The 23,009-nt window shown below is 61.3% G+C and carries 21 protein-coding genes; 9 read left to right on the top strand and 12 right to left on the bottom strand.

Annotated features, from left to right (window positions below):
* Positions 1 to 127 precede the first annotated feature (127 nt).
* From recJ to QZ653_RS08795, 5 genes are all read right to left on the bottom strand, one after another.
* On the bottom strand, positions 128 to 1,894 hold the full coding sequence (gene recJ / locus QZ653_RS08775; RefSeq protein WP_296419600.1) for a single-stranded-DNA-specific exonuclease RecJ: 1,767 nt from the start codon (positions 1,892 to 1,894) through the stop codon (positions 128 to 130).
* Between the two features lie 88 nt (positions 1,895 to 1,982).
* Entirely contained in the window at positions 1,983 to 2,942 is a 960-nt protein-coding gene (gene glpX, locus QZ653_RS08780) for a class II fructose-bisphosphatase (protein ID WP_296419604.1), read from the bottom strand.
* A gap of 68 nt (positions 2,943 to 3,010) precedes the next feature.
* On the bottom strand, positions 3,011 to 4,240 hold the full coding sequence (locus QZ653_RS08785; RefSeq protein ID WP_296419606.1) for an MFS transporter: 1,230 nt from the start codon (positions 4,238 to 4,240) through the stop codon (positions 3,011 to 3,013).
* Between the two features lie 63 nt (positions 4,241 to 4,303).
* Positions 4,304 to 5,590 carry a homoserine dehydrogenase gene (locus tag QZ653_RS08790; protein WP_296419608.1) on the bottom strand — a complete coding sequence of 429 codons (1,287 nt, stop codon included), beginning with the start codon at positions 5,588 to 5,590 and terminating at the stop codon, positions 4,304 to 4,306.
* Positions 5,591 to 5,648: 58 nt separating this feature from the next.
* Positions 5,649 to 5,939, bottom strand: coding sequence for a hypothetical protein (locus QZ653_RS08795; protein ID WP_296419610.1), 291 nt, complete (start codon positions 5,937 to 5,939; stop codon positions 5,649 to 5,651).
* Between the two features lie 150 nt (positions 5,940 to 6,089).
* Here QZ653_RS08795 and QZ653_RS08800 point away from each other — a divergent pair, with 150 nt between their 5' ends.
* Positions 6,090 to 7,034 (top strand): NAD(P)-dependent oxidoreductase, encoded by a 945-nt coding sequence (locus QZ653_RS08800; protein WP_296419613.1) that lies wholly within the window; start codon positions 6,090 to 6,092, stop codon positions 7,032 to 7,034.
* A 71-nt stretch (positions 7,035 to 7,105) separates the two neighbouring features.
* On the top strand, positions 7,106 to 7,585 hold the full coding sequence (locus tag QZ653_RS08805; RefSeq protein ID WP_296419614.1) for a hypothetical protein: 480 nt from the start codon (positions 7,106 to 7,108) through the stop codon (positions 7,583 to 7,585).
* On the opposite strand, the gene QZ653_RS08810 is transcribed toward QZ653_RS08805, so the two are convergent.
* From QZ653_RS08810 to QZ653_RS08820, 3 genes are read right to left on the bottom strand one after another with little or no spacing between them, the layout of a single operon-like run.
* A complete protein-coding gene (locus QZ653_RS08810; RefSeq protein WP_296419616.1) occupies positions 7,582 to 8,184 on the bottom strand; it encodes a TadE/TadG family type IV pilus assembly protein in 603 nt (200 codons plus the stop codon). The genes QZ653_RS08805 and QZ653_RS08810 overlap by 4 nt on opposite strands.
* Positions 8,181 to 8,747 carry a TadE/TadG family type IV pilus assembly protein gene (locus tag QZ653_RS08815; protein ID WP_296419618.1) on the bottom strand — a complete coding sequence of 189 codons (567 nt, stop codon included), beginning with the start codon at positions 8,745 to 8,747 and terminating at the stop codon, positions 8,181 to 8,183. The genes QZ653_RS08810 and QZ653_RS08815 overlap by 4 nt, the downstream gene beginning before the upstream one ends.
* A gap of 9 nt (positions 8,748 to 8,756) precedes the next feature.
* Complete coding sequence (locus QZ653_RS08820; RefSeq protein ID WP_296419620.1) at positions 8,757 to 10,598, bottom strand: TadE/TadG family type IV pilus assembly protein; 1,842 nt, start codon at positions 10,596 to 10,598, stop codon at positions 8,757 to 8,759.
* A gap of 346 nt (positions 10,599 to 10,944) precedes the next feature.
* Between QZ653_RS08820 and QZ653_RS08825 the strand changes: the two genes are divergently transcribed.
* From QZ653_RS08825 to QZ653_RS08845, 5 genes are all read left to right on the top strand, one after another.
* The gene (locus QZ653_RS08825; protein WP_296419622.1) at positions 10,945 to 12,387 is read left to right on the top strand and encodes a Glu/Leu/Phe/Val family dehydrogenase; all 1,443 of its coding nucleotides are present in this window, start codon (positions 10,945 to 10,947) and stop codon (positions 12,385 to 12,387) included.
* Between the two features lie 137 nt (positions 12,388 to 12,524).
* Positions 12,525 to 13,778 (top strand): sarcosine oxidase subunit beta family protein, encoded by a 1,254-nt coding sequence (locus QZ653_RS08830; protein ID WP_296419624.1) that lies wholly within the window; start codon positions 12,525 to 12,527, stop codon positions 13,776 to 13,778.
* A gap of 8 nt (positions 13,779 to 13,786) precedes the next feature.
* Positions 13,787 to 14,047, top strand: a complete 261-nt coding sequence (locus QZ653_RS08835) for a sarcosine oxidase subunit delta (RefSeq protein WP_296419626.1) — start codon at positions 13,787 to 13,789, stop codon at positions 14,045 to 14,047.
* Positions 14,044 to 16,956 carry a sarcosine oxidase subunit alpha family protein gene (locus QZ653_RS08840; protein ID WP_296419628.1) on the top strand — a complete coding sequence of 971 codons (2,913 nt, stop codon included), beginning with the start codon at positions 14,044 to 14,046 and terminating at the stop codon, positions 16,954 to 16,956. Before QZ653_RS08835 ends, QZ653_RS08840 begins: the two co-directional genes overlap by 4 nt.
* A complete protein-coding gene (locus QZ653_RS08845; RefSeq protein WP_296419630.1) occupies positions 16,949 to 17,506 on the top strand; it encodes a sarcosine oxidase subunit gamma in 558 nt (185 codons plus the stop codon). The genes QZ653_RS08840 and QZ653_RS08845 overlap by 8 nt, the downstream gene beginning before the upstream one ends.
* On the opposite strand, the gene choV is transcribed toward QZ653_RS08845, so the two are convergent.
* From choV to choX, 4 genes are read right to left on the bottom strand one after another with little or no spacing between them, the layout of a single operon-like run.
* Positions 17,503 to 18,567 carry a choline ABC transporter ATP-binding protein gene (gene choV, locus QZ653_RS08850; RefSeq protein WP_296419631.1) on the bottom strand — a complete coding sequence of 355 codons (1,065 nt, stop codon included), beginning with the start codon at positions 18,565 to 18,567 and terminating at the stop codon, positions 17,503 to 17,505. The genes QZ653_RS08845 and choV overlap by 4 nt on opposite strands.
* On the bottom strand, positions 18,564 to 19,400 hold the full coding sequence (gene choW, locus QZ653_RS08855) for a choline ABC transporter permease subunit (RefSeq protein ID WP_296419633.1): 837 nt from the start codon (positions 19,398 to 19,400) through the stop codon (positions 18,564 to 18,566). Before choW ends, choV begins: the two co-directional genes overlap by 4 nt.
* Positions 19,400 to 19,861, bottom strand: coding sequence for a bleomycin resistance protein (locus QZ653_RS08860; RefSeq protein ID WP_296419635.1), 462 nt, complete (start codon positions 19,859 to 19,861; stop codon positions 19,400 to 19,402). Before QZ653_RS08860 ends, choW begins: the two co-directional genes overlap by 1 nt.
* Before the next feature lie 45 nt (positions 19,862 to 19,906).
* Entirely contained in the window at positions 19,907 to 20,842 is a 936-nt protein-coding gene (gene choX / locus QZ653_RS08865) for a choline ABC transporter substrate-binding protein (protein WP_296419637.1), read from the bottom strand.
* A gap of 86 nt (positions 20,843 to 20,928) precedes the next feature.
* Here choX and betI point away from each other — a divergent pair, with 86 nt between their 5' ends.
* A complete protein-coding gene (betI, locus tag QZ653_RS08870; RefSeq protein WP_296419639.1) occupies positions 20,929 to 21,504 on the top strand; it encodes a choline-responsive transcriptional repressor BetI in 576 nt (191 codons plus the stop codon).
* Positions 21,501 to 23,009, top strand: coding sequence for a choline-sulfatase (betC, locus tag QZ653_RS08875; RefSeq protein WP_296419640.1), 1,509 nt, complete (start codon positions 21,501 to 21,503; stop codon positions 23,007 to 23,009). The genes betI and betC overlap by 4 nt, the downstream gene beginning before the upstream one ends.

A 23,009-nucleotide genomic window follows, 5' to 3' on the forward strand; every position in this document is an offset into this window, starting at 1 on the left:
CCCCTCTTTCCAGGTTGAAAACCTGGCGTCCTAACCGATAGACGAAGGGAGCATCTCTTGGTGAGGGCGTATTTAGGGAAACCGCCCCGCAGGCGCAAGCAGATTCTTTACGAATTTTTCGCAAAAATTACGAAGCCGGTGCCGCGTCCTCCAGACGCAGTTGGGGCGACCTGCGGCCTTGCCATTCATTGACCTCAAGGCGGCCTGCCAGATGAAAGCGAGCACCGCCGTGGTTCATCAACATCGGCCCCAACGGGCCGTCCATCGCGCCAAACGAAATCGCATCAATCCGCGCGCTGATCCCGTCCCCGAAGGTGATTTTCAGGTGGTTGGCGCCCACTTGTTTGGCAAAGGTGATGGTGCAATCGGGAAAGACAAACCGCGGGGCAGGGGCGCCCGCGCCAAAGGGGCCAGCCTGTTCGATCTGTTCGATCAACTCAACGGTCGCGGCACCGGGCATCAGCAACCCGTCCACCTTCAGGTCCGCAGGACCGATATCGCCCGCGCCCTGTTTGGCCAGCAGATCAGACAGCCGCGCCATGGCGTCCTCAAGCTGGTCGCGCGCGACCGTCAGGCCAGCGGCCATTTTATGACCGCCCCCTTTGAGCAACACACCCTCCGCCGCACAGCGCTGGATCGCAGCCCCCAGATCGATACCCGACACGCTGCGCCCCGATCCTTTGCCGGTGTCGCCATCAATCCCGATCACGACCGCAGGCCGATTGGTCTTTTCCTTCAGGCGCGCGGCCACGATGCCCACCACACCCGGATGCCATCCTTCGCCCGCAGCCCAGACCAGCGGCGCGTCAAAGCCGCGCGCTTCTGCCTGTTCTAACGCCGCATCGCGCACCTGATTTTCAATGTCGCGCCGTTCGGTGTTCAGCTCATCCAACCTCTCGGCTATCGATTGCGCTTCACGCGGGTCGGTGGTCGCTAACAGCCGCGCGCCAAGGTCGGCCTTGCCGATGCGCCCACCGGCGTTGACCCGTGGACCCAGCAAAAACCCAAGGTGATAGGACGAGGGTGCGGTGTCCATCCGCGCCACATCGGACAGGGCAACGATACCGGGCCGTTGACGGCGCGCCATGACGGTCAGACCTTGTCGCACAAAGGCGCGGTTAACGCCCACCAAAGGTGCTACATCTGCGACGGTGCCCAAGGCCACCAAATCAAGAAGGGACATCAGATCGGGCGTTTTTGCCTGTGCCTCGCGCAGTTGGCGGTTCGCCTCAACCAGACACAAAAAGACGACGCCGGCGGCACATAGATGCGCCAGATCGCCGCTTTCATCCTGCCGGTTGGGGTTCACAACCGCATGGGCGGGGGGCAGGGTTTCGCCACCCAAATGGTGATCAAGCACCACCACATCCGCGCCACGGGCGGCGGCCAAGGGGCCATGGGACAGCGTCCCGCAATCCACACAGATGATCAGATCATGCGCCTTGGCCAGCATCGCCATAGCCTCGTCATTGGGGCCATAGCCTTCATCTATGCGGTCAGGCACGTAGAGCGTGGGCGCGATCCCGAAGTCCCGCAGCCATGTGATCAAAAGCGCCGCCGATGTGCCGCCATCCACATCATAGTCCGCAAAAATCGCGATCTTCTGACGGCCAAGGGCCGCGGCCACGATCCGCGCCGCTGCGGGCTCCATATCCAGCATTGACCGCGGGTCCGGCATCAGGTCACGCAAAGTCGGGGCCAGAAACCCTTGCGCCCCTTCGGCTGTCACCCCGCGCCGCACCAGAATGCGGCACACGGGGGCGGGAAGGCCGGTGGTCTGGGCCATCGCCTCGCTCAACCGGTCGTCGTCACCTGTAGGGCCAACCCAGCGGCGGCCCGTGGCAGAGGCCGCGACGTCCAAAAAAGCGCGCGCAATATGTGGTGTGTCATCCATCAGGGGCGACTATATGGACAGGGCGCGGGATTCGCCACGCCCTGTTTCTTTGGTTCTCAAATATGCAAAATCCGACGTCAGCCGCCCATCAGATCGGGTTGCGATAGGTCATCCGGCGCACGGACCCCGTTTTGGATCGCATCAGGATCGTCTCAGCCGTCAAAAAACCCGGCTCGCGTTTGATGCCCGCCAGAAGCGATCCGTCCGTCACGCCGGTGGCCGCGAAAATTACATCCGCCGTGACCAGATCATCGCGGGTGTAGACGCGGTCGAAATTGGTGATCCCCGCCTTGCTGGCGCGGCCCCGTTCGTCGTCGTTGCGGAACAACAGCTTGCCATAAAACTGCCCGCCCATACATTTGAGCGCGGCAGCGGCCAGCACGCCCTCAGGTGCGCCGCCTTCGCCCATGTACATGTCGATGCCGGTGACCTCGGCCTCGGCGCAGTGCATGACACCTGCGACGTCGCCGTCGGTGATCAGGCGGATCGCAGCGCCTGTGCTGCGTATCTCGGCGATCATCGCCTCGTGGCGGGGACGCTCCAGCACACAAACGGTGATGTCTTCGGTCGAACAGCCCTTGGCTGCGGCCAGCGCGCTGACCCGTTCGGCGGGCGACATGGACAGCGTCACGACGCCTTCCTTGAAACCGGGACCGATGGCCAGTTTGTCCATATAGACGTCCGGCGCGTGCAACATGGACCCGCGTGGCCCCATTGCAATGACGGTCAGCGCGTTGGGCATGTCCTTGGCCGTCAGCGTCGTGCCCTCCAGCGGGTCAAGGGCGATGTCGACGCCGGGCCCGTTGCCCGACCCGACCTCTTCCCCGATATACAGCATCGGTGCCTCGTCCCGCTCGCCTTCCCCGATGACCACGACGCCGGCGATATCAAGCTTGCCCAACTGGTCCCGCATGGCGTTGACGGCGGCCTGATCGGCGGCCTTTTCATCGCCGCGCCCGATCAGAGTGGCTGAGGCCATGGCGGCGGCTTCGGACACGCGGGCAAGGCCCAGCGAAAGCATACGGTCGTTGAAATCAATTTTGGTCATTATCAGGGATCCTTTTGCACTTCTTGTGCCTTACCCTCAGCCAATGCGGACCCGCAAGGTTGGTGGCGCTAACGGGACGCAGAAGAATTTTTAGACACCCCAGCACGCCGCGCGGTCAGGGCCAAACAGGCCAAAGCGGCCAGCCCGATCAGGGTCGCGACTGTCAGAATGGACTGGATGTCAGCATAGGGCATTTGCCCCACATCGGTGGTCGACACAGCCCCGATCGCCAGCGCGGAAGCAAAACCCAGCCGCCCCACAAAGCTTTTGAGCGACAGCCATGTGGCGCGGCTGTCGTCACTTAACAGCGGCTGGATCCGCCCCAGAATGAACGGTCTCGACAGGGCATCGGGGATCATCCGCAACATCAAAACCGCCAGCACAAGGGCACTGTCCGTCAACGCCATGACGCCCGATATGGCGATTTGCAGGGCAAAGGCCCCCAAAAGAATGCCCGACAACCCGATGCGATTGCGCAGGCCCACCGCAAAGAGCGAGACTGTCACCGACAAGCCCATCATGACGGCGGTCACCGCACCGCTGACCACAGGGGCGGAGGGGGCAAGGCCCATGGCGGACAGGGCTTCAAGAATAAAGGGCTGGCCGAAGACAAAAGGCAGGTGGCTGAACCCGTACATCAACACCGACAGGGCAAATATCCACAAAAGCACAGGATCACGAAAGTGACCGGCCAGATGACGCAGACGCAACAGTTCGCCGCCATCAGGGGCATCGGACCGGCGCGGGGGTTCGGACATGCGCCATGTGACCGCAAACAGCGCAATCATGGCGATGGCCCCGGCCAGAAAGGGCAGGCGTGCATCGAACAGGGCCATGGCCCCGCCGGTGACCGCAGACAGGGCGAGGGCGGTAAAGGAATAGCGCCACGCGACCACCTCTTGCGGCTCGATCTCATCCGCGCGGTCGGTGGCGGCAAGGCTTTCGTACAGCAGCGATTCTTCGGTGCCGGAGGCAAAGGCCCCGCCTGCACCAATCAGGATTTGCCCCGCTGCAAACATGGCAAAGCTGTCGCCGATCCACAAACAGGCGGCGCCCAGAAACGCCGCGATGGCCGACAGGATCAGGGTCGGGCGGCGGCCCAGACGGTCGGACATATAGCCCGACGGGACCTCAAGCAGCGTGACGGCCACATCATAGACCGCATAAAGCAAGATGGCCTGCGCGGCAGACAGTACGTCTTGAAAATAGAGAAACCAGATCGCTTGCCAAAAGATCAGGCTGCGCAGAAAGCGCGACCAGCGATAAAGCGTGATGTTGCGGGCCATAAGGGTCGTCATGGCCCCAGACGTAGCAGGCTTCTTAAGCGCAGGCTCTAAAATTCCGGAATTTTAGAGCGCCGGTCAGTCGACCTCTTCGATGCGGATGGCCACCGGTTCGCCCTGGACCACGGATTTGTCCATGCCCGCCAGTGCCTCATCCAATGCGGTGCGCGTGGTTTTGTGGGTCACGATCAGCACCGGGGCTGCGGTGTCCTGATGGCCATACTGGCGCATCCGGTCGATGGACACACCGGCGTCGCCCAGAACGGCGGCCACTTTCGCCAAAGCGCCGGGTTTGTCCACCAGCTGCATCCGCAAGTAATAGGGGGCTGGAACAGCTGCGAGGGCCGCACGTGCAGTGGTGAGGGTTGTGGCTGGTTGGCCAAAGGTCGGCAGGCGCAATCCACGTGCAATATCAATCACATCGGACATCACGGCTGACGCCGTAGGCCCTTCACCGGCCCCGGCACCGCGCAGCACGATCTGGCCCACCGCGTCGCCTTCGATGACGACCATATTGGTGCCGCCTTCAAGCTGCCCGAGGGGCGAGGTTGAGGGCACAAGGCAGGGCGACATGCGTTGTTCCAACCCACGGCCCGTCATCTGCGCCACGCCAAGCAGCTTGATCCGGTAGCCCATGTCGTCGGCAGCGTCGATGTCTTCCAGCGTAATCTTCTGGATGCCTTCCAGTTCGACCCCGTCGAAATTCACCTGCGTGCCGAAGGCCACGGAGGCCAGAAGCGCCAGTTTGTGACCTGCATCAATGCCGCCCACATCCAAATTCGGATCAGCCTCAAGATAGCCCAGTTTGTCGGCTTCCGCGAACAGCGCGTTATAGCCCTGTCGGGTCGCTTGCATCTGGGTGAGGATGTAATTGCAGGTGCCGTTCATCACCCCCATGACGCGGCTGATGTCGTTGCCAGCCAGACCTTCGGTCAGGGCCTTCATCACGGGAATGCCACCGGCGACAGCGGCCTCATAGCGGATAACGCGGCCTGCGGCCTCCGCCGCCTCAGCCAAGGCCTGTCCGTGGATGGCGAGCATGGCCTTATTGGCGGTCACAACGTCCTTGCCTGCAGCAATCGCGGCCTCAGTCGCGTCCTTGGCGGGGCCGTCATCGCCGCCCATCAGTTCGACAAACACATCCACGTCGTCGCGCTTGGCCAGGGCCACGGGATCGTCTTCCCAGCCATAATCCGACAGCGGCACGCCGCGGTCCTTGTCCTTGGACCGGGCCGAGACTGCGGAGATGGTGATTTTGCGGCCTGTGCGGGCCTCAAGCAGGGCGGCTTGCTGGCGGATGATGCGCACCACGCCCACGCCCACGGTGCCAAGACCGGCGATGCCAAGACGAAGGGGTTCAGACATGGGTGTGCATCCTTATAGCGCGTCGTTTGACGCCTGTTAGCCTGTCACGGTCGGGGTTTCAACGCACCCCGCGCAACATCCGCGTGCGGACGGGGGCGGGGATCACGGGGCCGCGCAGACGCGCCGCGCGCACCGCAAGGGCCGCCACACGTCCCGATAGGCCAGCGGTTGTCGCGGCGGTGATGCGCGGGGCCGCGTTTGCGCGCGCAACCAAAGGCGCAAGGGGCACCAGTTCGGGCACCGGGGCGGCGGCGAGTTCGGGGCTGATCCGCTGGTCAAGCTCGGGAAACTCGGCACACGAAGACAGCATCAGACAAGCGGCCAGAGGCAAGGCGGAAACACGGCGCATCGACATCACGTCCATAGGAATTTTGCGCGACCATAGGGGGGGCACGGCCCGTGGGCAAGCGGGGCGAAAGGGCCACCCGATGTCGCCACAAGGACAGACCTGTCGGACAAGGACAGGAACGGTGGCACAGGTGCACGACAGGAGGATGCAATGAAAATAGGGTTTGTGGGCTTGGGATCGGTGGGCGGAAAGCTGGCGGGATCCGTTTTGCGCAACGGGTTCGATCTGGCCGTCCATGATCTGGATGCAGACGCCGTGACGGGTTTTGTGGCACGCGGGGCGCGGGACGGGGGATCACCGGCAGACCTGATGCGCGCGTGCGATGTGGTCATCACCTGCCTTCCGTCGCCTGCCGCCTGTGCAGCGGTGGTCGAGGCGATGTTGCCCGAGGTCACGGAGGGCAAGATCTGGCTGGAAATGTCCACCACCGACGCAAGCGAGGTCCAGCGTCTGGGCGCGGCTGTCAGGGACCGGGGCGGGTTCGCTGTTGACTGCCCTGTGTCGGGCGGATGCCACCGCGCGGCCACGGGCAATATTTCAATTTTCGCAGGCTGCGACCGGCCCACGTTTGAAAAGGTCCTTCCGATCCTGACCACACTGGGCCGGCGGGTTTTGCACACCGGCGACATCGGCACAGCCAGCACGCTAAAGGTGATGACGAATTATCTGGCGACAGCGAACCTGCTGACCGTGTGTGAGGCGTTGGTGACGATGAAGGCCGCGGGCCTTGATCTGGCGACAACCTATGAGGCCATCAAAATCTCAAGCGGGACGTCGTTTGTGCATGAAACCGAAAGTCAGGTCATCCTGAACGGCAGCCGCGATATCGGGTTTTCCATGGGGCTGGTGCAAAAGGATATCGGGTTGTTCCAGCAGATCGCGGAGGACCACGGGGTCCCGCTGGAAATCAGCCCGATGATGGTGGACATCTTCAAGGACGGGATCGCGCGTTACGGGTTTGACGCGCAATCCGACGACATCATCAAGCGGCTGGAGGAGCCGACAGGGCTGGACATTACAGCCCCCGGTTTCCCGCCTGAAATGGTCGACGACGAACCCGAAGAGCGCGGCTATGAGGTGACGCCGCCCCGATGAGGCGTCGGGTGCTTTTCTTTCGGAGGAGGCGGGGCTAAAGGTCGGCAACCCAGAAAAGGACGCCGAGCCCCATGTCATACGCCCCGACCGACGACGCGGTGATCGCGACACTGCAGGCCACACCGGTCCGCCGGATATTCGCCTATGCGGCGGTGTTTGTATTAGGGGCCATGCTGATCCTGCTGGCCTTTGTCCAGCCGCCGGCGCTGGGCTGGCAGGTCTTCCTGATCGCGCTGGGTGCGGGCGCGCTTGTCGTGGCCGAGTTGTTGCGGCGCGCTACGCTGCTGGGGCTGGTGCTGACCGAAGACGCGCTGCGCGATACGGCGGGGCGCGAACTGGCGCGGCTGGCGGATGTGCGGGCCATTGATCGCGGCGCGCTGGCCTTTAAGCCGTCCAACGGGTTTGTCCTGCACCTTCATACCGCAGCGCCACGCAGTTGGGCGCCGGGCCTGTGGTGGCGGTTCGGCAAACGTGTGGGCGTCGGGGGCGTGACGCCATCGGGTCCGGCCAAATTTATGGCCGAACAAATCGCGATGCGTGTGACACCTTAGGTCGAATTTCGCGGACAGATTGCGCGGTCGGCTGTATCGTCCGGGCTGAAGCACAGGTTCGGGGCCCAGCGGGGGCGGGTGAAACTGACGTTTTCGAAGGTGAAAGCGCCAAGTCCGATGGAATAGGCGGGGGTATAATCCACCTCGGTCTGGACCACGATCAGGAATTCGTTGTCGACCATGACCGGTATCTGGCTGCTTTCAAGGCCGATGTTGACGAGGGGCTTGCGGTTGTGGCTGTCCAGTCCGCCTTTGCCGCGCGCCCAGACCACAGTATGTTCATTTTCGGTCGCGTCGAACTGGACCACACTGATGCGGAACCGGGTCAGGTTGGGTGAATCGGTCAGGAACCGGTGAATCCGCCAGACGCTGTTGATGTAGATGTTGGTGATAAATCCGTCTTCGCGGCTGACTGCATCCGCAATGGTATAGTTGGCCTTGACGGCGACGGACTGGTTCCGGAACGCGTCAAAGAACACGATCATTGCAATGACGCAGGCAAAAAGCGACGGAAACATTGTGACGGCTTCGGCAATAATCGTGCCGTCCTCGTCGCGGCGGAACTGGCGCAGGCGCGCCTTCAAACGGTTGAACATCATGTCGGCTCCATCACAAATGCCGAGGTGGACACAAGGCGGTAACGGCCCTGATGTCCTTGGTTAAGCTGGAACGCGACACCGACGCCGGGCAACAGCATCGGTTTGAAGACACCGCAAACCCGCAAGACCATAAGCTGGTTCGATCCACCATTGTTGAAGGACCGGGCGGGCAAGAAGGGCTCATTGAGGTTGGTGCAGGATGCGTGACGGGGCAGGGAGTTTCCTTCGGCCCACGAACTGATCCGCAGGTCGATGCGGCGCATCTCGATCCGGACGTTGGTCATGCACTCGGGCAGGATGCCGGCTGCGTTGCAGATCATCCGTTTGACGTCATCTTCGTCGAACTGGGTGGTGGTGTTCAGGCGCACTTCGCGCACGGCAATGTCGAGGCCGCGTTCCAGCATGGCGTGGCGGGTCATCAGCAGACCCATTTCGAATCCGGTCATCGGCAAGACGATGAAAGGCGTGAACAGCAGGGCAAATTCGACGGTCGGCCCGCCGCTTTCATTGCGGCGGAACCGGCGAAGGACAGCGCCAATCTGTCTGAGAACGAAATGCAGCATGAACCCCTCCTATTGAACCAGTTTCAGTGCGCGGATGTCGGACGCGATTGCCGCGAATGCCTTGCTGATGTCGGTGCCGGCGACGTCGAAATAGTGGCTGTCCGAACTTGCACAGTCGCGCAGGGCGGCCTGTCCGTTTTCGGGTGCTTCAAAGGCAACGGTGTAGATGATCACGCCTTCGTCACGGGCCGCCGAACAGATCGAGGACAATCGGGCATTGGCCGCGACCCCGTCGACCAGACTTGTGTTCACCGCATATTCGGAATCGAGGTAGTCATCGTAGTCGATGTAATACGGCCAGCCGCTGTTCCCTGTGGACCACGGTATGGCGCCGGCGGAGTAGGCTTCGTACAGAAGTTCGTTGTTCACACGGTAGACTTCCCAATTACCGTAAAGTTCCTGCCAAGAGGCGTTGCGCACGTCGCCTTTGTAGGTCGGGCCAATACCGGGTGCGGCAGTCCCGCCGCTGGCCAATGCAGCCGTGCGCGTCGTGACGTAGTCGTTCTGGTTGCTGAACCCGCGCGGATAGTTGCGGAAACGGCCTTCCCAGGGGCGGTTCTCATCATCCCAGACGGCCGATGCGCCGTTCCAGAAGAACCTGTCGTCCCAGAAATAATCCGGCGTTCCAAGGCCCACGCGCTGGACCGAGATGTCGTCATTGTCCACATCAATCAGGGGATCGGTCGTGTCGTCCATATGGAACCAGACAAAGGACGTTCCGAATTTGAAACGGTCGTAAAGATCCCATTGCTGGGTATTTTCGCCGTCTGTCATCAGGACAATCACCTTGAGCACGTCTTCCTGATCGTGATCATAAGGACGGCCTGCGGCAATTCCCGGAACGCTGCTGTCCGACCGGGCGGCCAGTTGTGTGATCAGCTGGCGGGTGCTGGGATCCAGAAGGCCGACGCCCCATTTCATCCCCATGTCGATGGCGGTGTTGCCGTAAGGGGCAAGATTGGTGATCGCGGTCGTCAGGATTGACTCGTTCGCGGTGTGTGGAACAATAGCGTTCAGGGTGCCTTCGAAACACCAGCCGCTGTCCATGGCGCTGTCGGCATCACCGAATTCGTCAATGTCGAAATGGCCGACATGGTCGTAGGATTGTGAAAGGTCCAGCGTCGTGCTGTCGAAGATCGCCGTGTCGAACAGCGGGCAGGTGGAATAGGTGTGTGACCGTGCGATGTTCATACGGTCGGTGATTTGCGGGCCGGGATTCACGACCGAACTGTAGGGGATCATCGAAATCGTGATCAGACCCTGCGGCGTGTTTACATTGTTGCTCAGAACGGTTGAGACAAATTCCTGTGCGGCGGGCCGCAGATTCTCGATCCGGTTGTCGCGGTTCATGGAACTGGAGATGTCGAGCACAAGCGACACCTCGACGTCGGTCACGCGTTCTTCGGCGGTGGAATTTCCGCTGACTGTCAGCGTGGTCAGGCCCGGGCTGAAGGGCTGTGTGAAGACACGCGGAATGTCGTAGAACATCAAGGGCATTTCAGCCTTCGCATTGGCGCTGACGATGCGGTAGTTGATCCCCTGCTGGACCTGCGGGGGGCCGTCCAGAAATTCGATCATACCTGCCTTGGTGAAATAATCGACGACCACTGCCGAGGGGTCCAGCGTCTGGTCAAGGTCCGCCGCGGCAAGCGTTGCGCGGTCAAGGGTGCCCTGCAGTTTTGCCCGTGTCGTTTCAAACCGCATCAGGTCAACGGACATGCCGCCCAGCCACAGGATCATGACGAACATGAACAGCGAGAAAATGATCATCGCCCCGTCGTCGCCTTTGCGGAACCGGGTTATATGTCGGGCAATCGCGTGCCGCATTGATGTAAAAGCGTGCGCTTTCATGGTCTTTTCACCTTTTTGAGGATGCGCCGCACCATGTGGGCAGGCGCACTTGTCCCCTTAACTCGATGCTTTAGACCAGTTGCGCATGGCAGAATTAGGGCAAATTCAGGCCCCAATTCGTTAATTGGTTTCGAAAAAATTAACAGAATGGGGGACCAGGTCTGATTGTTTCCTGAATTGTGGATCTGAGATGGCCCTCATGCAATCACCGGCCCGCCGCGCTATCGGAACTAGGACCCATTTTTTGTGATGAAAAATTAATCAAATCATCCCCTTTGCTGCGAATCGTGTTTAGCATGAGCTGTCGCCCCGATGCGGGGGGCATAATGTCAAGAAAGGGTCCGTCATGAGCACGTCCAGCGATACTCCCAAAGAGCCGTCCTTCCGCGAAAGTGTGGATATCATGTTTAACCGCGCAGTGGCTTTGATGGATTTGCCACCCGGTCTTGAGGAGAAAATCCGCGTGTGCAACGCGACCTATACGGTGCGCTTTGGCGTGCGCCTGCGCGGCAAGATCGAGACGTTTACAGGATACCGGTCGGTCCATTCCGAACATATGGAACCCGTCAAAGGGGGGATCCGGTTTTCCATGGGGGTGAACCAGGATGAGGTGGAGGCGCTGGCGGCGCTGATGACCTATAAATGCGCCTTGGTGGAGACACCGTTCGGAGGATCAAAGGGCGGCCTGTGTATTGATCCGCGTGCTTGGGAGGAGGATGAACTGGAACGGATCACGCGTCGCTTCGCCTATGAACTGGCGAAACGCGATCTGATCCACCCGTCCCAGAACGTACCAGCCCCCGACATGGGCACGGGCGAACGGGAAATGGCATGGATCGCGGACCAGTACCGCCGCATGAACACCACCGACATCAATGCGGCGGCCTGTGTGACCGGCAAACCGCCCCATGCGGGTGGGATCGCAGGTCGGGTCGAGGCAACCGGACGGGGCGTACAATTCGCGCTTCGCGAGTTTTTCCGCGATTCGCAGGATGTGACTGCTGCGGGACTGGAGGGCACCCTCGATGGCAAACGCGTGATCGTTCAGGGGCTTGGCAATGTGGGCTATCACGCGGCGAAATTCCTGTCCGAGGAAGACGGCGCAAAGATCACCGGCGTGATCGAACGTGACGGGGCGATTGTCGATACCGGAGGGATTGATGTGGACGCCCTGCAGGCATGGATCGCGGACAACGGGGGCGTCAAAGAGTACCCTCACGGGACGTTCGTCGCCGACGGATCAAAGGTTCTGGAGGAGCCGTGTGACATTCTGATCCCCGCAGCGCTTGAGGGGGTCATCAACATGTCCAACGCGAAGGCGGTGCAGGCCCCGTTGATCATCGAGGCCGCCAACGGCCCGATCACAGCCGGTGCGGATGAAATCCTGCGCGAGAAGGGGACGGTGATCATTCCGGACATGTATGCCAACGCAGGCGGCGTGACCGTGTCCTATTTCGAATGGGTCAAGAACCTGAGCCACATCCGGTTTGGCCGGATGCAGCGCCGTCAGGAAGAGGCGCGACATCAGTTGATCGTGGGGGAGTTGGAACGCCTGAGCACCCATCTGGGCGATCAATGGTCGATGACGCCGAACTTCAAACAGAAATACCTGCGCGGTGCGGACGAGTTGGAATTGGTGCGGTCCGGTCTGGATGACACCATGCGCACGGCCTTCCAGTCGATGCGGGACGTCTGGCACAGCCGTGACGATGTAAAGGATCTGCGCACGGCGGCCTATCTGGTGTCCATCGACCGCGTCGCCAAGAGCTATAAAGCCAAGGGGCTGTAGCCCCCCGCACCCACGACACTTGGCCCCCCGATATAAGTTAACTTTCGGGGTGTCGCTAACTTTGGGTCTTTTGTCGGCTGTTGGACTTGCAGCCGGATGCGGCTGGGGTAGGCTTTTATGGAAGCGGAGGGCGGCCCATGGGATATTCAGGGTTCAAGGTCATCAAAGAAGGGTTGTTCGGCCAGAAGGGCTGGAAACCGGTCTGGCGTGATCCTGCACCGAAGGCCGAGTATGATGTGGTGATCATCGGTGGCGGCGGACACGGGTTGTCGACGGCCTATTATCTGGCCAAGGAACACGGGATCACCAATGTGGCCGTGCTGGAAAAGGGCTATATCGGGGGCGGCAACGTGGGGCGCAACACCACCATCGTGCGCGCCAATTACATGTTGCCCGGCAATTCGGAATTCTATTCCCATTCGTTGAAACTGTGGGAAGGAATGGAACAGGATCTGAACTACAACACCATGATGTCCCAGCGTGGCGTGATGATGTTGTGCCATTCAGACGGCCAGCGCGATTACTTTGCACGGCGCGGCAATTCAATGGTCAACCAAGGCGATGATGCCGAACTGCTGACCCCCGAACAGGTCCGTGCCGAGGCCCCGATGATTGATTTCGACAACGTGCGTTTCCCGATCTACGGCGGCTTGATGCACAGGCGTGGCGGCACGGCACGCCACGATGCGGTCGCGTGGGGCTACGCGCGCGGGGCGGACACACGCGGCGTCGATCTGATCCAGAACTGCGAAGTCACCGGCATTGATATCGAGGGCGGTGTCGTGCGCGGGGTGCAGACAACGCGCGGGGCGATCCGCGCCAAGAAGGTGGCGATTGTTGTGGCCGGTCGGTCCTCGCAAGTGGCGGCCATGGCGGGGATGCGCCTGCCCATCGAAAGCCACGTGTTGCAGGCTTTTGTGTCCGAAGGGCTGAAGCCGATCATGCCCGGCGTTATCTCCTTCGGGATGGGGCACTTTTATATCAGCCAGTCCGACAAGGGCGGTTTGGTCTTTGGCGGCGATCTGGATTTTTACGCCTCCTATGCGGCGCGTGGGAACCTGCCCATGAAGGAACATGTCATGGACGCCGCGATGACCTTGATGCCGTCCATCGGCAAGGCCAAGGTGCTGCGGTCTTGGGGCGGGATCATGGACATGTCGCCCGACGGATCCCCCATCATCGACAAGACGGATACGGAGGGTTTGTTCCTTAACTGTGGCTGGTGTTACGGCGGATTCAAGGCCGTGCCGGGGTCCGGGTTCAGCTACGCCCATCTGATTGCCACCGGCCAGCACCACGCACCCGCTGCGCGCTACCGCCTTGACCGGTTCCGCACCGGTGCGGGGCTGATGGACGAAGAGGGCACAGGCTCTCAGCACAATTTGCATTAGGATAGATCATGCGCCTGCCATGCCCCATTTGCGGTGAACGGGACCGCCGCGAATTCTACTATCAAGGCGACGCCGTGGCGCTGGACCGACCCGCGCGGGATGCGGGCGGGGCGGCATGGGACGACTACCTGCACAACCGCGACAACCCCGCCGGTGAAACCCGCGATCTGTGGCACCATGCGGCGGGCTGCGGCGCGTGGATCGTGGTGACGCGCGATACGGTGACCCATGCGGTGAGCGGCGCGAAACTTGTTGGGGCGAAGCGATGAGGGTGATCAAACCAACCGGCACGCCGCTGACCTTTACCTTTGACGGGGTGCAGTATCGGGGCGTTGAAGGCGATACGCTGGCGTCTGCATTGTTGGCCAATGGGGTGAAACTTGTCGGGCGGTCGTTCAAATATCACCGCCCCCGTGGCATCGTGACCGCCGGATCGGAGGAACCCAACGCGCTGGTGACGATCGGGACCGGACCGTCGCAGGAGCCCAATGTCCGCGCCACAACGGTGCAGCTGTTCAACGGGCTGGAGGCGCGGTCGCAAAACGCTTGGCCATCGTTGAAGCGCGATGCGATGGCGGTCAATGATCTGGCCGCACCGTTCCTAAGTGCTGGTTTTTATTACAAGACCTTCATGTGGCCCAAGGCGTTCTGGGAAAAACTGTATGAGCCGATCATTCGCCGCGCGGCGGGTCTGGGCGCGTTGTCGGGTGAGGCCAACAGCGACACCTACGAAAAGGCCTTTGCACATTGTGACGTGCTGGTCATCGGCGCGGGGCCTGCCGGTTTGATGGCGGCACTGACCGCCGGGCGCGCGGGTGCCGATGTGATTGTGGCCGATGAGGATGCCGTGATGGGTGGCCGCCTACTGGCCGAGACTTTTGATGTGGACGGACAGGCCGGGGCTGATTGGGCCGCCGACGCTGTGGCCGAACTGGCAGCGATGCCCAACGTGCGCCTGATGCCGCGCACGACCGTCACGGGGGCCTACGACCAAGGCACCTTTGGCGCGCTGGAAGAGGTCAGCCGCCACGTGCCGCGATCAGATGCCCCGCGTGAATGTTTCTGGCGCATCACCGCCAAACGCAGCATCCTGTGCGCCGGTGCCTTGGAACGGCCCATTGCATTTCCCAACAACGACCGCCCCGGCATCATGATGGCCAGCGCTGTGCGCGCCTATCTTAACCGGTGGGGTGTTGCACCGGGCAAGGCTGTCACGATCTTTGCCAACAATGACGACGCCCACCGCACGGCGGTCGATCTGATGGACGCGGGCGTCAAAGTGGCCGGTGTCATCGACAGCCGCGCCGATGTGGCGGCGCTGGGCGACTATCCGCTCTATACCAGCGGCGCGGTGATCGGCACCAAAGGACGGCACGCGCTGGACAGCATCACGATCACCCATGCGGGCGGCACGCGCGAGCTGCGCACCGATTGTCTGGCCATGTCCGGCGGCTGGAACCCGACGGTGCATCTGACGTGCCACATGAACGGGCGGCCCCAGTGGGACGATGCGATCCAGTCATTCGTCCCCGTTGAGGGCGCGATCCCCGGTATGGTCGTGGCGGGGGCGGCCAATGGCCAGATGTCCACGGCGGCCTGTTTACAATCGGGCGCGCAGGCGGCCTGTGCCGTGGCGACCGAACTGGGCCTGTCGCCCGTGGCCGATGTGCCCAGTGCGGAGGATGACCCCTACCGGATCGAACCCCTTTGGCAGGTGGACGGCAAGGGCCGCAAGTGGATTGATTTTCAGAACGATGTGCATGTGAAGGACATCAAACTGTCCGCGCAGGAAAACTTCCGCTCGGTCGAACATATGAAACGTTACACGACCCAAGGCATGGCGACGGATCAGGGCAAATCGTCGAATGTGGTGGCGCTGGCGGTGCTGGCCGATGCCACGGGGCGCGGTATTCCTGAAACGGGGACGACAACGTTCCGCCCGCCTTATGTGCCTGTGTCCATCGCGGCCATGGGGGCGGGGTCGCAGGGCCACGGGTTTGCGCCCAAACGGCTGACCACATCGCACCACGCCAGCGTCGCACGCGGCGCGCCGATGATTGAGGCGGGGTTGTGGTACAGGCCCAGTTACTTCCCGCACCCAGGTGAGGCCACGTGGCTTGAGAGTTGCAATCGCGAGGTCGGCTATGTCCGCAACGCCGTGGGCGTTTGTGATGTCAGCACGCTGGGCAAGATCGACATTCAGGGGCCGGATGCGGCGGCGTTTCTGGATTTCGTTTATTGCAACACGTTTTCGACGTTGAAGGAAAACCGCGTCCGGTACGGATTGATGTTGCGCGAAGACGGGCACGTCATGGATGACGGCACGACCGCACGGCTGGGGGCGGATCACTACGTCATGACCACGACCACGGCCGCAGCGGGGCAGGTCATGACCCATCTGGATTGGGTGAGCCAAGCGTTGCGGCCCGATCTGGACGTGCGCTTTGCCAGCGTCACCGAACAATGGGCGCAATTTGCCGTGGCGGGGCCACAGGCGCGGGAGTTGCTCAATTCCGTGTTGGACGATGCGGTTGATGGCGACGCCTGGCCTTTCATGTCTTGCGGTCCGGTGTCCATTGGCGGGGTCAAGGGGCGGCTGTTCCGCATCTCATTCTCCGGCGAACATGCCTATGAACTGGCAGTCCCGTCGCGCTACGGCGCGTCGCTCTTCCGGCTGCTCACCGCACAGGCCGAGGCGCTGGGCGGCGGGGCCTACGGGATGGAGGCGCTGAACGTCTTGCGCATCGAAAAGGGCTTTATCACCCATGCGGAAATTCACGGGCGGGTGACCGCATTCGACATCGGATTTGATCGGATGGTCAGCCAGAAAAAGGATTGTGTCGGCAATGCCGCGTCCCGCAGGCCGGGGTTGTTGGAGGCTGAACGCCCGCAGCTGGTCGGTCTGAAAGCTGTTGATCCAAAAGACAAAATCACCGCAGGGGCGCATTTGTTTGTGGAGGGGGCAGACCCTGTGTCGGCCAACGATCAGGGCTATGTGTCGTCCGTGTGCTGGTCGCCCACCTTGGGCAGCCACATCGGGTTGGGATTTGTCGCAGACGGGCCGAACCGCATGGGCGAACACATCGTGGCGGTGGATCACGTGCGGGGGGTGCGCACGTTAGTTGAGGTCTGCCACCCTGTTCAATTCGACCCAGAGGGGGAACGCACCCGTGGCTAGATTAATTGCAACGACACCCTGTGCCGGACTTTTGCCGCTGGCCATTGGATCGGTGACAGTGACCGAAGTGGACGCGGGGCCGGTGACCCTCATCGCGCCATATGATGGGGCGCAAAAGGCCACATCGGATGCCTTGAAGGCGGCGGTGGGCGTGGGCTTTCCCGCGCCGAACCGGACGTTGGGCCAGACGCAAGGCAAGCGGCCGCGCATCGTCTGGTGCGGCATGGGGCAGGCGGTGTTGATGGGGGCGGATTGCCCCGATTTGCCGCAAGCGGCTGTCGTGGATCAGTCCGACGCATGGGCCATCGTGCGGATCGACGGCGCGGATGCGGCGGCGGTTCTGGCGCGGCTGACGCCCATTGATCTGCGCGACAGCCAGTTCAAACGCGGCCACACGGCGCGGACCTTGGTGGCCCATATGACCGTCAGCGTGACCCGCGTGGGCGCGCAGACCTATGAGGTGATGGCCATGCGGTCCATGGCGGGCACCTTGGTGCATGATCTGGAACAGGCGGCCAAAAACGTGGCCGCCCGTGCCGCACTGGCCTAGGCCTGCGGCGGGCTGACCTTTGCCAGGACCGACCTTTGGGTGATCTGGCCAATGGCCTCGCCGTTTTCCATCACCACAAGAACGGGCGAAGCGGCGAGGGCGTCGATGACCTTAGCCACGGGCAGTTCCGCGTCGATCTGTGGCAGGGGCGTGTCCTCGGCACCGGTCAGTCGGGACATCCAGCCCCGTGGTGCATTGTCGGGTGCAGGCCCCATGACGTCACGGGCCCGCAGCACGCCCAGCGGGTTCATATTGGCCACGAAATCAGCCACATAGCTATTGGCGGGGTTGCTGAAAATCTCACGCGGGGTGCCGCATTGGACGATGCGCCCACCCTCCATGATGGCGATGCGATTGCCGATCTTGAACGCCTCGTCCAGATCGTGGCTGACAAAAATGATCGTGCGGTTGAGACGCTTTTGCAGGTCCAGCAATTCGTCCTGAAGCCGCGCGCGGATCAGCGGATCAAGCGCTGAGAACGGTTCATCCATCAGCAGGATCGGCGCATCGGTGACAAAGGCACGGGCCAGGCCCACGCGCTGTTGCATGCCGCCCGACAGCTCCCCCACCAGTGCGGTGGCGCGGTCGAACAGGCCCACCAGCTTAAGCTGTTCGTCGACCTTCTTTCGCCGCGCGGCCTTGTCCATACCGTCCAGTTCCAGCCCCAGCCCAACATTGTCGCGCACGGTGCGCCACGGCAGCAGGCCGAATTGCTGGAACACCATGGACACCACCGACCGGCGCAGCTTGCGCAACTCGCCCTCAGGCGCGGACCCCACGGCGCAGGTCCAGTCGCCGTTGTGCACCCGCACCTCTCCGCGCACCACGGGGTTCAACCCGTTGACCGCACGCAGCAATGTGGATTTGCCGGACCCGGACAGGCCCATCAACACGAGGATTTCGCCGTGTTCCACGTCCAGCGAACAATTATGCACGCCCAGAACCTGACCGGATCGCGCCTGCACCTCAGGGCGGTCTTTGCCGTAATCCATAAATTTCAGCGCGCTTTCGGGTTTGTTGCCGAACACGATCGAGACGTTGTCAAATTCTACGGCCTTCATTTGCGATCTCCCACGCGCAGCATCCGGTCAAGCATGATGGCAACCACCACGATGATCAGCCCGGATTCAAACCCTTTGGCCGTGTCCACCGTGTTCAGCGCGCGAACGACGGGCACACCCAGCCCGTCAGCCCCCACAAGGGCCGCGATGACGACCATAGACAGCGACAACATGATGGTCTGGTTCAACCCAGCCATGATCTGGGGCAGGGCGGAGGGCAGTTCCACCTTCCACAACTTCTGCCGACCGGTGGCACCGAAGGCATCGGCGGCCTCCAAAAGCGCGGTCGGGGTCGAGGACACGCCCAGATGCGTCAGACGGATCGGCGCGGGCAGCACGAAAATCACAGTCGCAATCAGGCCTGGCACCATCCCGATGCCGAAAAAGACAATCGCGGGGATCAAGTAAACAAAGGTCGGTAAGGTCTGCATCAGGTCCAAAACAGGGCGCATCCATGCATAAAGTCGCGGACGGTGGGCGGCGGCGATGCCGATGGGCACGCCCACACCCATACAAACAACGCAGGCCGACAAAACAAGGGTCAGGCTTTCGGTGGTTTCTTCCCAGTAGTCCTGATTCAAGATGAACAAAAACCCCAGCGCAATCATCGCGCAGGTTTTCCAGCTGCGTTGCAACAGCCACGTCAGGCCCACGAAAAAGGCGATCACAATGAACGGATGGGGCGTTTGCATCAACCAGAGGAAAGCGTCGATCATCGCCTCAAGCCCCTCGGCGATGGCGTCAAAGATGACGCGGCCATTGCGTTCAAGCCCCTCGAATATCGTTTCGGCCACGTCCCCGACGGGGATTTTGTTGTCGGTTAACCAGTTCATCACGGGTGTCCTTGTACGGGCCGGGTGCCCAGATGTTGCATAAAGCGCAGAAGGTACCCATCGGGATCCTGCACCAGAAATTCCGTCTGCCCGTTTTCGATGTCGCCGTCGCGATACCATGCGGTCGCGAGGGGACGAAACAGAGCGTGACCGGCGGCCACCACGCGGTCACAAAGGGTTGTCGCGTCCTGTACCTCGATCTGGAAATTCACGCCGCGCCCCAAAGGCGGGTCAAGTGGCGCGGTTTTCCACGTGCCACCGGGCGTGTCATCAATTTGCTCAAGCATGATTTGTGCCTGTCCCATTTCAAGGTAGATGAAATTGTCCTCGGGCCGTTCGAATTTGACCGCAAACCCCAACACATCTACGTAGAATGCGCGCGAGGCTGTAATGTCACGCACGGACAGTTCCGGCACCAATACGGCCCAGAAGTCGGGATCGGGGGAGAGTAGAGCGGTCATATAAAATGGGCTGCCCGCGCGGGGGCAGCCCAATCTTTCAATGGCTTACATGCCCAATGCGGCTTTGACAGCCTCACCGGCATCTCCGCCGTCGATGGTTGTCACGCCGTCAAGCCAGCCCATCACAAAGTCGGTGTTGTCGGCCATCCATGCCGTCGCGGCCTCATCAGGGTCGGTCCCGTCGTTGAGGATCGCACCCATGATTTCGTTCTCCATCTCGAGGGAAAACGCGAGGTTTTGCAGCAGTTTGCCCACGTTGGGGCAGCTGTCGACGTAGCCTGCGGTGGTGTTGGTGAACACGGTGGCCCCGCCCAGGTTGGGGCCGAACCAGTCGTCGCCACCCTCAAGGTAGGTCATGTCGTAGTTGGCGTTCATGGGGTGGGGTTCCCAGCCGAGGAACACAACCGGTTCGTCGCGTTCGGATGCGCGGCCCACTTGCGCCAACATGCCGGCTTCCGAGGATTCGACCACTTCGATGGCGTCGTCAGACAGGCCGAACGCGCCGTCCGCGATCATGTCCATGATCAGGCGGTTGCCGTCGTTGCCGGCCTCGATCCCGTAGATTTTGCCCTCGAGCGCGTCGGCGTTGGCAGCGATATCGTCAAATGTGGTGATGCCAAGGGCCGCGCCGGCGGCGTTCGTGGCGAGTGTATATTTCGCGCCCTCAAGGTTGGCCCGCACGGTGTCGACGGTGCCTGCGTCACGGTAGGATGCGATGTCGCCTTCCATGGTGGGCATCCAGTTGCCCAGGAACACATCAACGTCGCCTTCGGCCAGCGACGTGTAAGTCACTGGAACGGAAAGAACTTTGACGTCCGTTTCGTAGCCTAGCGCCTCAAGAACAACCGTCGTGGCTGCGGTGGTGGCTGTGATATCGGTCCAGCCCACATCGGAAAAGGTCACAGTGCCACATTCGGCGTGGCCGTCAGCGGCGGCGGCACCTGCCGCACAGATTGCGAGGATTGAAAGAGTATTTTTCATGGTCGGTCTCCCGGTTGGTGTTTTTGTTGATTGACGAGTCAATAAAGAACAACTTATCAAAACTTGGCAACAGTTTTGAGGACATGATGCCAAAGCTTGGAATGGAGCCTATCCGGCGCGCCGCTTTAGTTAAAGCGACGATCGACGTTATCGGTGCGCAGGGGTCGCTGGATGTGACGGTCAGCCAGATCGCCAAACAGGCGGGCATGTCATCGGCCCTTGCCCATCACTATTTCGGCGGCAAGGACCAGATTTTTCTGGCCGCCATGCGCCAGATCCTGCGCGATTTCGGGGAGGAGGTGGTGTCGGAACTGAAAGCTGCGCGCACCCCCCGCGCCCGCGCCGAGGCGTTGATCGCGGCCTGTTTTGCGCCGTCGTGTTTTGATCCGGCGACCGTCAGTGCATGGATGACGCTCTATGCGCAGGCGACGACACAGCCCGATATGCACCGGCTTTTACGAATTTACCAAGATCGGCTGAGGTCCAACCTGGCCTTTGCGTTGCGACCCCTGTCCGCCGATCCGCTGGCCGATGCGGAGACGTTGAGCGCGCTGATTGACGGGCTTTACCTTCGGGCCGCACTGGCGGGGGAAACCGATGCGCCCACCGCCCATGCCATCGCCCTGCGTGCCCTTGACCAACTGACCGGAGCCGACACATGACCAAACCCAACATCCTGATCCTGATGGTCGATCAGTTGAACGGCACACTGTTTCCCGACGGACCGGCGGAGTGGCTTCATGCGCCGAACCTCAAAAAGCTGGCGGCACGGTCGACACGGTTCAAAAACAGCTATACCGCCTCGCCGTTGTGCGCGCCGGGGCGGGCATCGTTTATGTCCGGCCAGCTGCCAAGTCGCACGCAGGTCTATGATAACGCTGCGGAATTTGCGTCCTCCATCCCCACCTACGCCCACCATCTGCGGCGTGCGGGGTATCAGACCTGTTTGTCCGGCAAGATGCATTTTGTAGGGCCCGACCAGTTGCACGGCTTTGAAGAGAGGCTGACCACCGACATTTATCCGCCCGATTTCGGCTGGACACCGGATTACCGCAAACCTGGCGAGAGGATCGACTGGTGGTATCACAATATGGGGTCCGTCACGGGCGCCGGTGTGGCCGAAATCACCAATCAGATGGAATATGATGACGAGGTTGCCTATCACGCGACGCGGAAATTGTATGATCTGAGCCGCGGGCATGATGCGCGGCCGTGGTGCCTGACGGTGTCGTTTACCCACCCCCACGACCCCTATGTGGCGCGCAAGAAATACTGGGATTTGTACAACGATTGCGACCACTTGCTGCCCGATGTCGGGCCCATTGCGTATCAGGAACAGGACCCCCATTCGAAACGTATTCTCGACGCCAACGACCACGAGAATTTCGACATCACCGAAGACCAGATCAAACGCGCGCGGCAGGCGTATTTTGCGAATATTTCCTATCTTGACGACAAGGTCGGGGAGATTTTGCAAACCCTTGAGGACACGCGGCAGGAGGCGATCATTCTCTTTGTGTCTGACCACGGGGACATGTTGGGGGACCGCGGGTTGTGGTTCAAGATGTCGTTCTTCGAAGGATCGGCCCGTGTGCCGGTGATGATCTGCGCACCCGCGATGCCGGTTGGCCTTGTCGAAACGCCGGTCAGCAATATTGATGTCACGCCGACGCTGTGTGATCTGGCGGGTGTGTCCATGGACGAGGTGATGCCGTGGACCGAAGGCATGTCCTTGGTGCCCTTGGCCAATGGTGTCGAACGCACGGCACCTGTTGCGATGGAATACGCAGCCGAGGGGTCGTTTTCACCGCTTGTCTGTTTGCGCTATGGCAAATGGAAATACACGCGCTGTCTGCTCGATCCAGATCAGTTATTTGATATCGAGGCCGACCCGAACGAGTTGAACAACCTTGCGAATGTTGAGAAACATCAAGGGACGCTGGCGCAATTACGGGCGAAATCGGAGGACCGGTGGGATCTGGCCGCTTTTGACGCGCAGGTGCGCGAAAGTCAGGCGCGGCGCTGGGTCGTATATGAGGCCTTGCGCAACGGCGACTATTTCCCGTGGGATTTCCAGCCGCTTCAGATGGCCTCTGAACGCTATATGCGCAATCACATGGACCTCAATGTTCTTGAGGAAAATCAACGCTTTCCGAGGGGAGAATAA

Source organism: Pseudooctadecabacter sp. (genome assembly GCF_020627745.1).
In the GTDB taxonomy this organism is placed as follows: domain Bacteria; phylum Pseudomonadota; class Alphaproteobacteria; order Rhodobacterales; family Rhodobacteraceae; genus Octadecabacter.

What these genes read in the sequence shown, in the direction of transcription:
- QZ653_RS08815 (WP_296419618.1), bottom strand. Translation starts at nt 8,747, where the DNA reads ATGCTGCATTTCGTTCTCAGACAGATTGGCGCTGTCCTTCGCCGGTTC.
- QZ653_RS08795 (WP_296419610.1), bottom strand. Translation starts at nt 5,939, where the DNA reads ATGCGCCGTGTTTCCGCCTTGCCTCTGGCCGCTTGTCTGATGCTGTCT.
- QZ653_RS08830 (WP_296419624.1), top strand. Translation starts at nt 12,525, where the DNA reads ATGGGATATTCAGGGTTCAAGGTCATCAAAGAAGGGTTGTTCGGCCAG.
- QZ653_RS08860 (WP_296419635.1), bottom strand. Translation starts at nt 19,861, where the DNA reads ATGACCGCTCTACTCTCCCCCGATCCCGACTTCTGGGCCGTATTGGTG.
- QZ653_RS08790 (WP_296419608.1), bottom strand. Translation starts at nt 5,590, where the DNA reads ATGTCTGAACCCCTTCGTCTTGGCATCGCCGGTCTTGGCACCGTGGGC.
- betC (WP_296419640.1), top strand. Translation starts at nt 21,501, where the DNA reads ATGACCAAACCCAACATCCTGATCCTGATGGTCGATCAGTTGAACGGC.
- QZ653_RS08835 (WP_296419626.1), top strand. Translation starts at nt 13,787, where the DNA reads ATGCGCCTGCCATGCCCCATTTGCGGTGAACGGGACCGCCGCGAATTC.
- QZ653_RS08800 (WP_296419613.1), top strand. Translation starts at nt 6,090, where the DNA reads ATGAAAATAGGGTTTGTGGGCTTGGGATCGGTGGGCGGAAAGCTGGCG.
- QZ653_RS08810 (WP_296419616.1), bottom strand. Translation starts at nt 8,184, where the DNA reads ATGATGTTCAACCGTTTGAAGGCGCGCCTGCGCCAGTTCCGCCGCGAC.
- choW (WP_296419633.1), bottom strand. Translation starts at nt 19,400, where the DNA reads ATGAACTGGTTAACCGACAACAAAATCCCCGTCGGGGACGTGGCCGAA.
- QZ653_RS08785 (WP_296419606.1), bottom strand. Translation starts at nt 4,240, where the DNA reads ATGACGACCCTTATGGCCCGCAACATCACGCTTTATCGCTGGTCGCGC.
- glpX (WP_296419604.1), bottom strand. Translation starts at nt 2,942, where the DNA reads ATGACCAAAATTGATTTCAACGACCGTATGCTTTCGCTGGGCCTTGCC.
- QZ653_RS08805 (WP_296419614.1), top strand. Translation starts at nt 7,106, where the DNA reads ATGTCATACGCCCCGACCGACGACGCGGTGATCGCGACACTGCAGGCC.
- QZ653_RS08820 (WP_296419620.1), bottom strand. Translation starts at nt 10,598, where the DNA reads ATGAAAGCGCACGCTTTTACATCAATGCGGCACGCGATTGCCCGACAT.
- choX (WP_296419637.1), bottom strand. Translation starts at nt 20,842, where the DNA reads ATGAAAAATACTCTTTCAATCCTCGCAATCTGTGCGGCAGGTGCCGCC.
- QZ653_RS08825 (WP_296419622.1), top strand. Translation starts at nt 10,945, where the DNA reads ATGAGCACGTCCAGCGATACTCCCAAAGAGCCGTCCTTCCGCGAAAGT.
- betI (WP_296419639.1), top strand. Translation starts at nt 20,929, where the DNA reads ATGCCAAAGCTTGGAATGGAGCCTATCCGGCGCGCCGCTTTAGTTAAA.
- choV (WP_296419631.1), bottom strand. Translation starts at nt 18,567, where the DNA reads ATGAAGGCCGTAGAATTTGACAACGTCTCGATCGTGTTCGGCAACAAA.
- QZ653_RS08840 (WP_296419628.1), top strand. Translation starts at nt 14,044, where the DNA reads ATGAGGGTGATCAAACCAACCGGCACGCCGCTGACCTTTACCTTTGAC.
- recJ (WP_296419600.1), bottom strand. Translation starts at nt 1,894, where the DNA reads ATGGATGACACACCACATATTGCGCGCGCTTTTTTGGACGTCGCGGCC.